Source organism: Vibrio sp. ArtGut-C1, assembly GCF_002105475.1.
Taxonomy (GTDB): domain Bacteria; phylum Pseudomonadota; class Gammaproteobacteria; order Enterobacterales; family Vibrionaceae; genus Vibrio; species Vibrio diabolicus.
Window position 1 is genome coordinate 1 of the sequence record NZ_NCTH01000009.1, and the last position, 12630, is coordinate 12630.

Annotated in this window: 16 protein-coding genes; 7 read left to right on the forward strand and 9 right to left on the reverse strand. The window is 43.7% G+C overall.

The features are described 5' to 3' along the window. The first annotated feature begins 575 nt into the window (after positions 1 to 575). Positions 576 to 1985 carry a hypothetical protein gene (locus B7360_RS09855; protein WP_006742721.1) on the forward strand — a complete coding sequence of 470 codons (1410 nt, stop codon included), beginning with the start codon at positions 576 to 578 and terminating at the stop codon, positions 1983 to 1985. Between the two features lie 338 nt (positions 1986 to 2323). Here the strand turns inward: B7360_RS09855 and B7360_RS24490 are convergent, their stop codons facing one another. The 6 genes from B7360_RS24490 to B7360_RS09885 form a co-directional block, all read right to left on the reverse strand. Further along, on the reverse strand, positions 2324 to 2503 hold the full coding sequence (locus B7360_RS24490; RefSeq protein WP_074191004.1) for a hypothetical protein: 180 nt from the start codon (positions 2501 to 2503) through the stop codon (positions 2324 to 2326). Between the two features lie 324 nt (positions 2504 to 2827). Then, on the reverse strand, positions 2828 to 3289 hold the full coding sequence (locus tag B7360_RS09865) for an NfeD family protein (RefSeq protein WP_005393089.1): 462 nt from the start codon (positions 3287 to 3289) through the stop codon (positions 2828 to 2830). Positions 3290 to 3292: 3 nt separating this feature from the next. Beyond that, positions 3293 to 4210, reverse strand: coding sequence for an SPFH domain-containing protein (locus B7360_RS09870; protein ID WP_005393087.1), 918 nt, complete (start codon positions 4208 to 4210; stop codon positions 3293 to 3295). A gap of 155 nt (positions 4211 to 4365) precedes the next feature. Then, a complete protein-coding gene (locus B7360_RS09875) occupies positions 4366 to 5220 on the reverse strand; it encodes a co-chaperone YbbN (protein WP_006742720.1) in 855 nt (284 codons plus the stop codon). Positions 5221 to 5699: 479 nt separating this feature from the next. Beyond that, positions 5700 to 6527: an SDR family oxidoreductase gene (locus B7360_RS09880; RefSeq protein ID WP_047009542.1), complete on the reverse strand. Its 828-nt coding sequence runs from the start codon at positions 6525 to 6527 to the stop codon at positions 5700 to 5702. Between the two features lie 40 nt (positions 6528 to 6567). Next, positions 6568 to 7482: a TIGR01777 family oxidoreductase gene (locus B7360_RS09885; protein ID WP_085343418.1), complete on the reverse strand. Its 915-nt coding sequence runs from the start codon at positions 7480 to 7482 to the stop codon at positions 6568 to 6570. A 252-nt stretch (positions 7483 to 7734) separates the two neighbouring features. Between B7360_RS09885 and B7360_RS09890 the strand changes: the two genes are divergently transcribed. From B7360_RS09890 to yfcE, 6 genes are all read left to right on the forward strand, one after another. Further along, positions 7735 to 8469 (forward strand): DUF1538 domain-containing protein, encoded by a 735-nt coding sequence (locus tag B7360_RS09890; protein ID WP_005393081.1) that lies wholly within the window; start codon positions 7735 to 7737, stop codon positions 8467 to 8469. After that, complete coding sequence (locus B7360_RS09895; RefSeq protein WP_005393079.1) at positions 8466 to 9257, forward strand: DUF1538 domain-containing protein; 792 nt, start codon at positions 8466 to 8468, stop codon at positions 9255 to 9257. Before B7360_RS09890 ends, B7360_RS09895 begins: the two co-directional genes overlap by 4 nt. After that, positions 9247 to 9597 (forward strand): P-II family nitrogen regulator, encoded by a 351-nt coding sequence (locus B7360_RS09900; protein ID WP_005393077.1) that lies wholly within the window; start codon positions 9247 to 9249, stop codon positions 9595 to 9597. The genes B7360_RS09895 and B7360_RS09900 overlap by 11 nt, the downstream gene beginning before the upstream one ends. Next, positions 9594 to 10001: a CBS domain-containing protein gene (locus tag B7360_RS09905; RefSeq protein ID WP_005393075.1), complete on the forward strand. Its 408-nt coding sequence runs from the start codon at positions 9594 to 9596 to the stop codon at positions 9999 to 10001. Before B7360_RS09900 ends, B7360_RS09905 begins: the two co-directional genes overlap by 4 nt. A gap of 149 nt (positions 10002 to 10150) precedes the next feature. Beyond that, positions 10151 to 10360 carry a hypothetical protein gene (locus B7360_RS09910; protein WP_005393073.1) on the forward strand — a complete coding sequence of 70 codons (210 nt, stop codon included), beginning with the start codon at positions 10151 to 10153 and terminating at the stop codon, positions 10358 to 10360. A 64-nt stretch (positions 10361 to 10424) separates the two neighbouring features. Beyond that, the gene (gene yfcE / locus B7360_RS09915; RefSeq protein ID WP_005393071.1) at positions 10425 to 10970 is read left to right on the forward strand and encodes a phosphodiesterase; all 546 of its coding nucleotides are present in this window, start codon (positions 10425 to 10427) and stop codon (positions 10968 to 10970) included. Positions 10971 to 11010: 40 nt separating this feature from the next. Here yfcE and B7360_RS09920 read toward each other — a convergent pair whose 3' ends face one another. Genes B7360_RS09920 through toxS form a run of 3 tightly spaced genes read right to left on the reverse strand, consistent with a single transcriptional unit; the run spans position 11011 to position 12628 of the window. After that, a complete protein-coding gene (locus B7360_RS09920) occupies positions 11011 to 11289 on the reverse strand; it encodes a SelT/SelW/SelH family protein (RefSeq protein ID WP_005382088.1) in 279 nt (92 codons plus the stop codon). 21 nt (positions 11290 to 11310) lie between these two features. Beyond that, entirely contained in the window at positions 11311 to 12066 is a 756-nt protein-coding gene (locus tag B7360_RS09925) for a sulfite exporter TauE/SafE family protein (RefSeq protein ID WP_085343419.1), read from the reverse strand. A gap of 46 nt (positions 12067 to 12112) precedes the next feature. Next, entirely contained in the window at positions 12113 to 12628 is a 516-nt protein-coding gene (gene toxS, locus B7360_RS09930) for a transmembrane regulator ToxS (RefSeq protein ID WP_005393067.1), read from the reverse strand. Positions 12629 to 12630 lie beyond the last annotated feature (2 nt).

Sequence of the window (12630 nt, forward strand, 5' to 3'; positions counted from 1 at the left end):
GTGACTCTTCCAGAGATCGCAGGCTCTTTGGCATCTCGAATTAATGATAATTTTCAGGTTCTCAAGCCTGCATCTTCAAGTTGATTCGGTATAAAAGCCCGACATGGTAAGCATGTCGGGCTTTTTTTTGCCCATAATTAAGTGCTTTTTTATTGAGTTTTTTATGCTTTTAATCTTTTCAGTGATCAAGATCTCCCATTGAATTATTAAGTTTTTTTACTTCTTTAGTCTGCGAGTGACTTCAAGTTGGAGTTCTAGGGTGTGATTTAAGTTATTGATATTTAATGTTTAACTGTCTTTTTTGTGTTGGTGTTGTTAAAAGTAAGATCTGGATCAATAACTTATATGGAACTTTGGACTGGCTCATATTTTTTTAGAAAAAAAATAAGTTCCGTTTGGATGTTTTTAGCTGCGAAGTTAGTCTTAATCACGTGGATACACAGTGTGTATGCAGGAACTAAAAAAAGCCAAATTAGAAATAATGAGGTTTGATCAGGAATTTACTTCTCTCCTTCGGCGGCCAACTAAAGGTGAGATAGAAAAATACAGCTATATCCATTTTTAGGAGTTTTTCCATGGACAAATTTTTTAAGGTTTCAGCGTTAACCGCAGCAATGTTTGGTGTTGTTGCTGTTGCTCCAGCTACAGCGTCTACTGAAAGTGCAGCAGGTGGCGAGTACGTCGAGAAAGTGAACGAATTTATGCAAGACTCTAGTCTTAATGCATTATTTCTAGTTGATACTCGTTCTCGTACTCGTACAACAGGTAAGCCAGGCGGTGAAAACGGTGACCGTTGGAGTCGTCTAAACTACTCTTCTTACAACGCAATTTTAGACTTTACTTCTGGCTACCACGATGGTTGGGTTGGTGCAGATGTTGCGGCTTACTATTCTGGCGACCTTTACAACGATAGCCTTTACAATTCAAACGAAGGCTACCTATGTAACGAAATTTCAACTTGTAACAACCTAGACTGGGGTGCAGGTGATGGTCAACAGCTTAAAGTTTACAAAGCAGCACTGAAGTTCAAAGCAAACGAAAGCTTCAACGCGCGCTTTGGTATGCTACAAGCGGGTGGTAACGGTACTATTGGTAACGTTTGGAGTTTCGTACCTGGTACTTACCGTGGTTTCGAACTGAACGCTAAACTAGGTGATTTCAACCTAAGCTACTTTGGTGCAGACCAATTTACAGCACCTTGGCTACTTCACGAAGATGACTACGCGCCAGCGCTTTGGTCTGACACTTCATGGAGCTACCTACACTCTCTAGGCCTAAACGGTAACCTAACTGACAGCTTGTTTATGCAACTTGGTTTGGGTCAAGCTACTGGCGTTCAATATGCAAATGGTATCGACTGGGGTGCAGGTCAAGTAACTAGCTACCACAACGAAACTGACAACACTTCTTACAAGGCTTACTTGAAGTACACTGTGAGTGACCGTACAACTCTAGCATTTGATTTCTACGGTGTTGACGATGATGTGAAATACGATGGTCTAGGTTTCCACACTGGTCTATCTTTGAATCAATCTTTCGGCAAGCTAGCTTGGATGTCTGAGCTACGCTACACAGACACAGACAACCGTGCTGACTTCGTTCCACGTACAATTCATACTTACGGTATGAACAACGGTACTTGGTCTCAGTGGTGGGATGCACTGTCTGACTGGAACAAAGCGGGTGAGCTAGCGTGGTACAACCGTCTATCTTACAACCAAGGTAACGGCTGGAACTACTACCTAGGCTTTGGTTACGGTACTGGTGCTGATTCTGCAGCAAGCGGTGCATCAGGTGACTGGGATTACGAAAGTGAATACGCAGTTAACGCGACAGTATCTTACTCTCTACAGAGTGGCGCACTGAAAGGTTCTACGATCCGTCTACACGGTACAATCCTAGAGCGCGATGAGTACGCTGGTGCTGGTGATGCGGATGAAACAGACCTACGTCTACAAGTTCTTATCCCTTACAGCTTCCACTAATACTTAGTGAGATGATAAAAAGGAGCCGCTAGGCTCCTTTTTTATTTTACTTCTCGACCATCATATATTTTGCAATATAACGGCGGTAACATATGCACGTTACCGTTTGGTAACTCACACTTTATCTCTGGGGCTAGCGTACGTCCACCTGAAGCACCATTGGCATGAGTAGTTAATGGAGCTAGGGCAAAACATGCTAACAATAGACCAGCTAAAAATCTCATAATCATCACCTTAATGTAGACATTGAATATCTACTTGCTTGGGTAAATAATGACTTTACTGAAAAGTAAGGTATCAATAGTTTACTTATATCGAACTAACTACTGACTTCTATATTAGTTCCATTCTCCGCCTCTAAATCGACACATTTCACTTGGAATATTAGTGACATCACCACTTGGCAATTTACATTCGACTATCGGTCCTAAATTAGTTGTACCACCATTTCCGTTGGTGTAGGCAAAGGAAGAAAAAGAAAAAATACCGCATAACATTAAAAAGAGAAGTTTCTTCATAGTACATCCTCTTACTTACCAAATAAAAAGCATTCAACTTAAATGCTTATGCGTTAAGTATGTATGGGGGGGCAAAAAGATCAAAAAATAATTCAATAAAGTTTTATTTTTTAAAATAAATTTAGAAAGATAATTTATATCGATATATTTCTATCTTATTGATTAACGTATGATGAAGAATTAAATAATTGGAAGAAGATGGTAGGATATTAATAATATTGCTGCTACTTATTTTTTGTTCGATTTTAATTAAATCAATGAAATTAAAGCGGTTGTTTAGATTAAAGTAATGGAGCATAGTTTGCTCCATTACTTTGGCATAAATTACTTAGAATCAGGCTCAATGATTAAAATAATACCATCGATATCTTTTATTTTAACGCGCGTTCCTGCTGGAAGTGCTTGATCCGACTGTGCCGACCACGTGGTATCGGCAACCTTGATACGATTGAGCCCAACAGAAAAGTCCTCTTCAATGGTAAGTGTGCGTCCGATTAACTGCTTATACTTTTGGTTCAGATCTCTTTCTTGGTCTTCTTTCTTGTCTTGAGACCATTGTCGTCGCCACCATAACCAAGTGGTGATTAAGCTGAAACTTGCAAAGCAAAGCCATTGTAATTGCCAGCTCATTGGCAAAACGGTCATTAGTGCCCCAACGATAAGTGCAGAAACTCCGAGCCAGAGAAAATATCCCGCCGTCCCAAGTAGCTCTACCGCTAGAAGTGCAAAACCGAAGGCTAGCCAATGCCAGAAAGAGACGCCTTCCAGCAAACTGAAAAAGTCCATAAGTTATTCTTTATCTTGTTGTTTAAACATCTCTGCTATCCCTGCAACCGAGCCCATTAGTCCGGTCGCTTCTAATGGAAGCATAATGATTTTGCCGTTTTCGGCTTGACCAATGCTTTTGATCGCTTCGGTATAGCCCTGAGCAATGAAGTAATTGACGGCTTGCATATCGCCTTTGGCAATCGCTTCAGAAACCATATAAGTCGCTTTTGCTTCTGCTTGCGCGGCGCGTTCACGAGCTTCAGCATGGAGAATCGCAGACTGCTTTTCGCCCTCAGCTTTTAATATCTCCGATTGCTTATGACCTTCAGCCTTTAAAATTTCAGCTTGGCGTACCCCTTCTGCTTCGAGAATCTCCGCACGTTTATTTCGCTCGGCTTTCATTTGAGCATTCATCGCTGCCGTTAGATCGGATGGTGGCTGGACATCTTTTATTTCAATTCGCGTGACTTTTACACCCCACGGGTTGGTGGCTTGGTCAACAATTGCCAGCAGCTTGGAGTTGATCATGTCACGCTGACTCAGCATTTCGTCCAACTCCATTGAGCCTAAAACGGTACGGATATTGGTGAGAGTTAAATTTCTAATGGCATGTTCCAAATCGTTGACTTCATAAGCCGCTTTGGCAGCATCGATGACTTGAACAAATCCGACCGCATCAATAACCACGTTGGCGTTGTCTTTTGAAATAACTTCTTGCGCTGGAATATCAAGAACGCGCTCCATCATGTTGACTTTTTGCCCTATCTTATCAACAAATGGGATGATCAAGTTTAAGCCGGGTTTTAGCGTATGGGTGTAGCGTCCGAAGCGTTCGACTGTCCAGTTATTTCCTTGTGGCACCGTCTTAATGGCTGAAGATAAGATAACTACAGCAAGAACGACGAAAATACCGATGGTAATCAGTGAATCAATTGGCATGAGTTATTCCCTTAAGTGCATAATGTCCGATTCATTTTTACCTATTTATAGACAATAGACAATTGAAGTTCTGAGAACCTTAAGAGGTTATTGGTTTTTTATATAACAAAGGCCGGAATATCCGGCCTTTAGTTGAAGTTTCGCTTTTCAGCGAGTTAGTACAGAATCGAATACAGCTGACGGCGATATTTGCTTGCTAATGCGTTGCCTTGACCTAGCGCGCTGAGAATATCCATAAAAGTCTTCTTCACTTCACCGTCTTGGGCGCCCAAGTCTTTTTTAAGAATATTCCACAGCAGTTCCAGCGCTTCTTCATCACGACCCACTTGGTTGTACTGTACCGCCAATTCACAAGCGAGTTCGAAGTTTGCCATGTCTGCTGCGTATGCTTGTTCTAGTCGTTGTAACTCAGGGCTATCTGCAGCCTGCAAATGCAGCTCGAGCTTGGCTATTAGACTCTTGTAGTAGTTATCTTGATACTCAAGAGGGATAGCATTCAATAGCTCTTGGGCGACATCAAATTGTTTGGTTTCTAATAAACAATCTGCCATCGCGAGTTTCACATCACCACGCTCTTGCAGCTCTGGCGGCAAAGTGTGGATGATGCTCAAAGCCTGAGCATGCTCACCTTGGTGAAGAAGTTCACTGACTTGTTTTAATAGTTGTTCATCTGGGCTTGGCAAATGCTTTTGTAGCATGGTTGCAATGGCATCAATTGGCTGAGGGCCACCCAATCCATCGACGGCTTGACCATTTATAAACAGCGCGATAGTTGGCAATACTTGCACACCAAATTGAGACGCTAGAGCCGGCTGATCTTCACAATTTAATAAAGCAAGCGTAAATGCACCGTTGTACTGTTGAGCAAGAGATTGCAACTCAGGGAGTATCTGTGCGCTTTCTGGTTGAGCATTGGCCCAAAAGTGGATCAGAACGGGCGTGTTCATTGATCCTTCAAGAGTTTCGCGAAAGTTCTGTTCTGTTATCTCAACGATAAATGGGGATTGCATCAGAGTATCCTTGCTTTGTGTCTTGTCGTTGATAATAGATATGGAGTTGATTTAAGGGAAATTCAAGCGATGGTTGCTAATCGTCATCAATAATGAATCATTCTATTTTGTGAAAGGATGCGGTAAGAGAATAGTGTTACTGCTGAATAGGTGTAAGGCAAAAAGAAAACGCTGCCGAAGCAGCGCAGTTCTAATGCTATTTGTTAGTGCGGTATCAAAATAGGATGAACATGGTCAACACTACACCCACACTAAGCCAGTTAAGCTGATTTAATGTCATTGTTGCCTCGCAGTAGTAAAAACATTGCTACAAAACGTAATGGGTGGCGATACCAAATCTAAGCAACTCATTCACTTTAGGTTGAATAGTGCTCACTGAATTGCGTAGAAATTGATTCGTTTGCTTGAGGTTTTTTTAACCTACATGCTCATAATGACATCACATTGTTACGATGAAATTACATTGTGACAAAACTTTTTTATGCAGCTTGTCGCAAAATTTTATCAAGCACACGGGTTGGTAATAACCTTTTCAAGATTGCGAATAATTTAGTCGGCGTAGTAATTCGATAGCGAATTTTAGGTGAAGCGCTAGTTAATGCATGAAGAACAGGTGCGACGCAGGACTCTGCAGGTAAAACAAATCGATTATTAGATTTGTCTTTGTTGAGTCGCTCTCTTTGTCCTTCATAGGCGAGGCGGTGAGGGCTGGATTCAATATCAATCCACTTCTCGAAGGCTTTTAATGCATTGTTTCTAAATTGAGTTTCGATAGGCCCAGGTTCTATCAATGCCACTTTGATATTCGTATCCGCAAGCTCTAGCCGTAGTGTGTCAGTCCAGCCTTCTAGGGCAAACTTTGACGCATTGTAGGCGCCGCGGTATTTCATTGCAGCAAAGCCAAGAACAGAACTGTTTTGTATTATCCGTCCTTCGCCTTGTATGCGCATGTGAGGAAGCACTTCTCTGACTAACTGGTGCCAACCAAAAAAGTTGGTCTGAAATTGAGCTTGAAGAGCCTCGGTGGGCAAGTCTTCCAATGCACCGGGCTGGCCATAGGCACCATTATTGAACACGGCATAAAGCTTACCCTCTGCTAGCTCTAATGCTTGCTTCACGCCCGAAGAAATACTTTCAGGGCTGTTTAGGTCTAGCTTGATGCAGGTTAGCCCTTCATTAATTAGACGTTGGACATCTTGCTCTTTCCTACAAGATGCTATGACATGAAATCCCTCGTTTTGCAGGGCGTGAGCGCACACGTAACCGATACCGGTTGAGCAACCCGTAATAAGAATCGACTTTTTCATAAATTAAGCCTCAAGAAACATTGAATGAGGTCATCATTCATCAGCTCCGGTCATGAAGCAAGTGCTTGAGTGCTGGCTCTATTCTGGAGTAGCTAAATTTGAAGCCAAGTTCGGTGAGCTTTTTGGGTTTTGCTCTCATGCTATCGAACAATAAGCAGGAAGATTCACCCATTAGGAGTTCCATTGCCCATTTAGGCGTGAACAAGATATGTGGTCGTTTGAGCGTTTTTGCCAACGTGCCGCTAAAGATACGGTTAGTCACAGGGTGAGGTGCGCACATATTGAATGCACCGTGGGCATGTGGTGTTTCAAGCAAGTACATGATGGCGCGGACCATATCCAGAATGTGAATCCAAGGCATGTACTGGTTACCGTTCCCGAGCGGGCCGCCTACGCCAAGTTTGTAAGGTAAGAGCATTTTCGCCAAAGCCCCGCCATTAATGCCGAGTACTACGCCAGTTCGCAATAGACAAACACGTGTTTGTTCAGACTCTGCGCGTTTGGCTATTTGCTCCCACTTTGCACAAACCTCGTGAGGAAAGTCTTCACTGTTAACATGCAGGCACTCATCAAACGGGTGGTCTTGTTGATCGCCATAGTAACCAACGGCCGAGCCACTAATAAAAACTGCGGGAGGCTCTGTGCTGGCGTGGATCAGCTCAACGATTTGTTCGGTAATTTTCCAGCGACTTTTGCAGATTTTTTCTTTCTGCTCGCTGGTCCATCTTTTATCTGCGATAGGCTCACCCGCAAGATTAATTATGGCATCAATGTTATTGAGGTCGGCGAATGACTCAAGCGAGTCAAGGTATTCGATATTACCCAAATCAGCGTGTTGGAGGCGTTGTTTTGCTTGCTCTGGAGAGCGTGTAAGTAGCATAACTTGGTGAGTGGATAGCAGCTTGAGCAACTCCGAACCAATAAACCCAGTGCCACCTGTGAGTAATATCTTCATGTTATCTCTTTGAATGTACACGTATTAGAACATTATAGTCGTTTTGTGCTGAGCTTGATCATCTCAACACTATTATTTCTAGGATAGTGGCAAGCCTGTAGCGAGGCTACTGACTTCACATATTGAAAAAATGTAACTAAATGTTATGTATGGCGCTAATTCGTTCACGGTAGGAGAACTAAATCTATGCCAGACTAAAAACATCGCTACCGGAACAAGCGTAATCAGTTTGCACCATCAAGGAGGATAGGTATGGAAGCATTTGTTGCTCTTTTTCGAGCGCTCCTTAATAGTGCTCGCGATCTGCTACCCATCGTTGTTGTTATCACTTTTTTTCAATTAGTTGTTTTGCAAGAGCCACTTCCTAATCTCATCTCCATTCTTTTTGGCTTATTGCTTGTGGTTTTAGGGTTAACGTTTTTTATTTTTGGTCTAGAGCTTGGTCTTTTTCCTATCGGAGAGAGTATGGCTCAAGCCTTTGCAAAAAAAGGCAGCGTATTCTGGTTGTTAGTTTTTGCGTTTTGTCTAGGCTTTGGCACCACGATCGCCGAGCCTGCATTAACGGCCGTAGCAGAAGAAGCATCAGAAGTCGCGGCAGAAGGCGGGATGATCCCAAACTCAGAGCAATCGATGCAGGATTATGGACAAGGGCTACGAGTAACGGTAGCGCTTTCTGTGGGAATCGCCATCGTTATTGGCGTTCTGCGCATCTTAAAAGGGTGGCCAATTCATTACATGATCATCGGCGGCTACGTCGGCGTTGTAGTCCTGACGTGGTTTGCACCGGAAGCCATTATTGGCGTTGCTTATGATTCTGGAGGTGTGACGACGTCGACTATCACCGTGCCTTTGGTCACTGCACTAGGGGTTGGTTTAGCATCGGCGATTAAAGGGCGCAACCCCATGGTGGATGGTTTTGGTTTGATCGCTTTTGCCTCGCTTCTACCGATGATGTTTGTGATGGTTTACGGAATGGTCGTAACATGATTTCAATTGAACATTTCCTAGACACTTTATTATCGACCGTTCGAGATGTCATTCCCATCGCCAGCATTATTTTTGGTTTTCAGTTAGCGGTGTTAAGGCGTCCAGTTAACAACCTTAAGAGGGTTTTGCTTGGGTTTGTTTATGTGATTCTTGGGCTCGCTCTTTTTTTGCTCGGATTAGAAATGGCTCTGTTTCCGCTCGGAGAGACCATGGCCGTGCAACTGACGGCGCCGGAATTTTTACAAGAGTTTAAAGTTTCTGTGGGAAAAGCCTTAGTGTGGGTCGACTACTATTGGGTGTATACCTTCGCCTTTTTTATCGGTTTTAGTACCACGATTGCTGAGCCTTCTCTCATAGCCGTAGCGATAAAAGCAAACCAAGTTTCTGGTGGCAGTATCAGTATTAACGGCTTACGCGTGGCCGTTGCATTTGGGGTGGCCATTGGCATCGCGCTAGGGAGCTATCGGATTGTTGTCGGTGACCCTATTCACTATTACATCATTGCGGGTTACATCGTGGTTGTGATTCAAACGTTTTATGCGCCAAAGCTTATTGTTCCGCTCGCCTACGATTCTGGAGGCGTCACGACTTCTACTGTCACTGTTCCGCTTGTAACCGCACTAGGGCTGGGGCTTGCTTCTACCGTCCCAGGAAGAAACCCAATGATTGATGGCTTTGGCTTGATCGCTTTTGCCAGTCTGTTTCCTATGATCTCTGTGATGGGCTATGCGCAAATAACCCAATGGCTGAATAAAGATGTCTCGGAGGACGAAGAAAATGCGCTTTAAATTGATACTTGCGTTTGTTGAAGATAGCAAAACAGACAAGGTACTGGACGCTGCTCGCGAAGCTGGCGCGACTGGTGCGACGGTGATTAATAACGCTCGTGGACAAGGTTTAAATCAAAAGCGAACGTTTTTTGGCTTAACGCTGGAAGTACAAAAAGATGTGCTGCTGTTTGTCGTTGAGGAGCACCTTTCTCGACACATATTAGAAACCATCAATGAAGTTGGTGAGTTCGACCGAGAGTCGGGGCAGGGCATTGCTATTCAGATCGATATTGAGGATGCAGTCGGTGTCGCGCATCAAGTAGAGACGTTGACCAAAGTGGTTGAGGATGAGTTATGAGCAGTCAAACGATAATTAGAGTTCGAGATGTAATGGCGGCTACTTATGTCATGGTTGATGGGCTAATGACAGTTTATGAAGGCATAACGTTGGCTAAAAAATACCAAGTCAAAGCGCTGGTGGTGAAAAAGCGAGATGACAACGATGAATATGGCATCGTCTTGATGAATGATATCGCCAAAAAGGTGTTGGCGAATAATCGCTCTCCACAGCGCACGAATATTTATGAGATCATGACCAAGCCCGCTTTGTGTGTCGACCCTGATATGAATGTGAAATATTGTGCGCGCCTATTTGAACGATTTGGCATTAGCCGAGCTCCGGTCATTGAAGATGGGGAGGTCATTGGCATGGTGAGTTATAACAATATTGTCATCAATGGCATGGTGCGAGAAGAAGTGTAATAGGTTGATATAAATGAAAAATCAACGCATTTTTTCTCAAGTCAGCGACTGTTACAAAGAACTAAAATATTTAATATATGTTAGGTTGCATATGTGTTGATTCACCATTATTCTTTGCGCCCTAAGTCTATTGTCGAGGAATTTGTATCATGCCTTTAGTCTCTTGCCCTGTGTGTGAGAAACAAATCTCAAAGCGCGCTCACGCATGTCCAGGATGCGGAGAGCCAGACCCGCTGCACCACCTAGCTAAGTCAAAATTTATGTCGATGGTGTTTTGGATACTGGTGTTGGTTGGAACTGCGTATGCCGCATGGTTCTATATTTTGCCTATGGTCATTGAGTCATTGCGCTATCAGTAGTCGTTGGTTGAGCTGTCATAAAAATGCCGTAGAATGACCTCGTACTTTGTGAGGAGACGATGTCGTGAAACTATTTTTTGCCTCAGATCTGCATGGCTCTTTGCCAGCAACTAAAGAAACTATTGAGCTATTTTTAGCCTCTGGTGCGGAGCACCTGATTTTGTTGGGGGATACGCTAAACCACGGGCCAAGAAACCCGATTCCAGAAGGTTACAACCCACCGCAGGTGGCGGAGCTATTGAACCAATACAGTGATCAAATTATATCTGTGCGTGGTAACTGCGATAGTGAAGTGGACCAAATGCTATTGAAGTTTCCAATGATGATGGATTACTCGTGGGTGCTACTTGAATCTGGCAAGAGAATCTTTTTGACTCATGGTCACTTGTATAACTCTGAAAAACGGCCGCCACTGCGTGAAGGTGATATCATCGCCCACGGTCATACGCATGTTCCTGTCGCAGAGATGCAAGATGGGGCCATTATATTTAACCCAGGCTCGATGACATTTCCACGTAATGGTTTACCAAGAAGTTTTGGTACTTTAGAAGACAATACGCTAACGGTAAAAACGCCAGAAGGCGAAGTATTAGCACAAACCATGATTTAACGGTTTTACTAAGTAAAAAAATAGGGAGCGAATTGCTCCCTTATTTTGTGTCTGAATGGCCTAGATCTCGTTCTGGGTCGATAATGTCTCTTACGCGCTGTTTTAGCACCTTTGCTTCAGGAAAGCCGCTGTCTTTTTTCCGTTCCCAAATTTGCTGGCCATTGCAGAAAATTTCGAAGCGACCACCCGTATCTGGGTGTAAGCTGATCGTTTCTATTTCTTCGCTAAAAGTATGCAGTAGTTCTTGCGATAGCCAAGTTGAACGCAACATCCAGTTGCATTGGCGGCAGTAATAAATATCAATGATTGCTTTATCCATGAAACTTTCCTTTTAATCGGTTTAAACTAGCAACTTGATGCCCACGGAAAACGTGAGAATTTCGAATGCAATTTTAATCACTCGGTTGCTGTATCGAGTCGCGGCCCATGCGCCTAAACTGCCGCCTAGAAATGAGCTTAACAATAAAACAGGCAACCAAGCCCAATGTATCGGAGCGCCAGCTTGGACGACGGCAATGCCTCCAATGCCATTCCAAAACAGGCCGACACAAATCATGGTGTAAGCAACGGCTTGTTTATAGTTATACCCAAACCAGCGAACTAAAAATAATGTCACGAGCAGACCAGAACCTGCGGTCAGCGACCCGTTGATGATACCGATGAGCATTAGTCCGACACCGCCGATGACCCAACCGATTGGGTGACGGTTACGTATTATTTCTGATTGGCCTAACGATTTCTTAAATCGTGAATAGATGCCGAGCGCGAGAATCATGCTCCCTAGCATTTTTTCCGCCATACCATCAGGTATTTGGACAATTAAGTTCGCCCCTAAGACTACGCCAATGCTGCCAGAGACTATAAGGTAGAGCGCGATCTTCCATTTAATTGTGCCTGCTTTTAAGTGTGTGCTTGCTGCCCCTAAGCCTAAAGCGACGGAAGCCACTTTATGTGTCCCCAGCGCAACCGAGAATGGCAAGCCGAGAAAGATGAGCAAAGGGAATTGAAGTAAGCCTGCACCGCCGCCAGAAAGCGAAGCCAGAGTATTGGCGATAAGTGAGCCGAAAAAGAGGGTGAGGGTATCTAGCCAATCCATAAGCAAAATAAAGGGGGCGTCTTGCCCCCTTATCATCAAATCAAAGTTAGTTTTTAAACAGCACCGAAGAACCGTGGTTCAAGCTAGTGAGCAATAGCGTTTTTTCGTTCACGACATCAATACGGCGACTTTGCTCGGCATCAAGCTTAAAGATTTGAGTGATCAAACGTAGCTGTGCTTCGGAGAAGTCTTTTGATTGAGAAGATGAAATATCTTTAAACTCAGAAGGCGAAACCAACAAATAGTTGTCACTTACTTCCCAGCGCCCTTTTTCCGAGATATTAATCGTGGATTCTGCCGTTGAACCTTGAGCGAATAGTTTGATATTTGCTACGCGAATATAGTCTCCATTAGGGAGATATTTCACATTTGATTCAACATTAACACGACGCAGTGGGCCGACAGGATCGTCAGGCAAGCTGTCTGTAATGACCGTCACCATGGTTGACTGCCACTCATTGGCAGTGAGGACCTGTTCCACTTTTAGGTCGCTACCCCAATATAACCAACCACTGAAAAGAACGGATACGGCCAAAACCGCAGATGCTAATTTTATCTTCATTC

Coding starts and splice junctions, on each gene's coding strand:
- B7360_RS24490 (WP_074191004.1), bottom strand. CDS start 2,503: ATGAAGAAACTTCTCTTTTTAATGTTATGCGGTATTTTTTCTTTTTCT.
- B7360_RS09855 (WP_006742721.1), top strand. CDS start 576: ATGGACAAATTTTTTAAGGTTTCAGCGTTAACCGCAGCAATGTTTGGT.
- B7360_RS09895 (WP_005393079.1), top strand. CDS start 8,466: ATGATTTCAATTGAACATTTCCTAGACACTTTATTATCGACCGTTCGA.
- B7360_RS09910 (WP_005393073.1), top strand. CDS start 10,151: ATGCCTTTAGTCTCTTGCCCTGTGTGTGAGAAACAAATCTCAAAGCGC.
- toxS (WP_005393067.1), bottom strand. CDS start 12,628: ATGAAGATAAAATTAGCATCTGCGGTTTTGGCCGTATCCGTTCTTTTC.
- B7360_RS09890 (WP_005393081.1), top strand. CDS start 7,735: ATGGAAGCATTTGTTGCTCTTTTTCGAGCGCTCCTTAATAGTGCTCGC.
- B7360_RS09880 (WP_047009542.1), bottom strand. CDS start 6,527: ATGAAAAAGTCGATTCTTATTACGGGTTGCTCAACCGGTATCGGTTAC.
- B7360_RS09925 (WP_085343419.1), bottom strand. CDS start 12,066: ATGGATTGGCTAGATACCCTCACCCTCTTTTTCGGCTCACTTATCGCC.
- B7360_RS09875 (WP_006742720.1), bottom strand. CDS start 5,220: ATGCAATCCCCATTTATCGTTGAGATAACAGAACAGAACTTTCGCGAA.
- B7360_RS09905 (WP_005393075.1), top strand. CDS start 9,594: ATGAGCAGTCAAACGATAATTAGAGTTCGAGATGTAATGGCGGCTACT.
- B7360_RS09900 (WP_005393077.1), top strand. CDS start 9,247: ATGCGCTTTAAATTGATACTTGCGTTTGTTGAAGATAGCAAAACAGAC.
- B7360_RS09885 (WP_085343418.1), bottom strand. CDS start 7,482: ATGAAGATATTACTCACAGGTGGCACTGGGTTTATTGGTTCGGAGTTG.
- B7360_RS09870 (WP_005393087.1), bottom strand. CDS start 4,210: ATGCCAATTGATTCACTGATTACCATCGGTATTTTCGTCGTTCTTGCT.
- B7360_RS09920 (WP_005382088.1), bottom strand. CDS start 11,289: ATGGATAAAGCAATCATTGATATTTATTACTGCCGCCAATGCAACTGG.
- B7360_RS09865 (WP_005393089.1), bottom strand. CDS start 3,289: ATGGACTTTTTCAGTTTGCTGGAAGGCGTCTCTTTCTGGCATTGGCTA.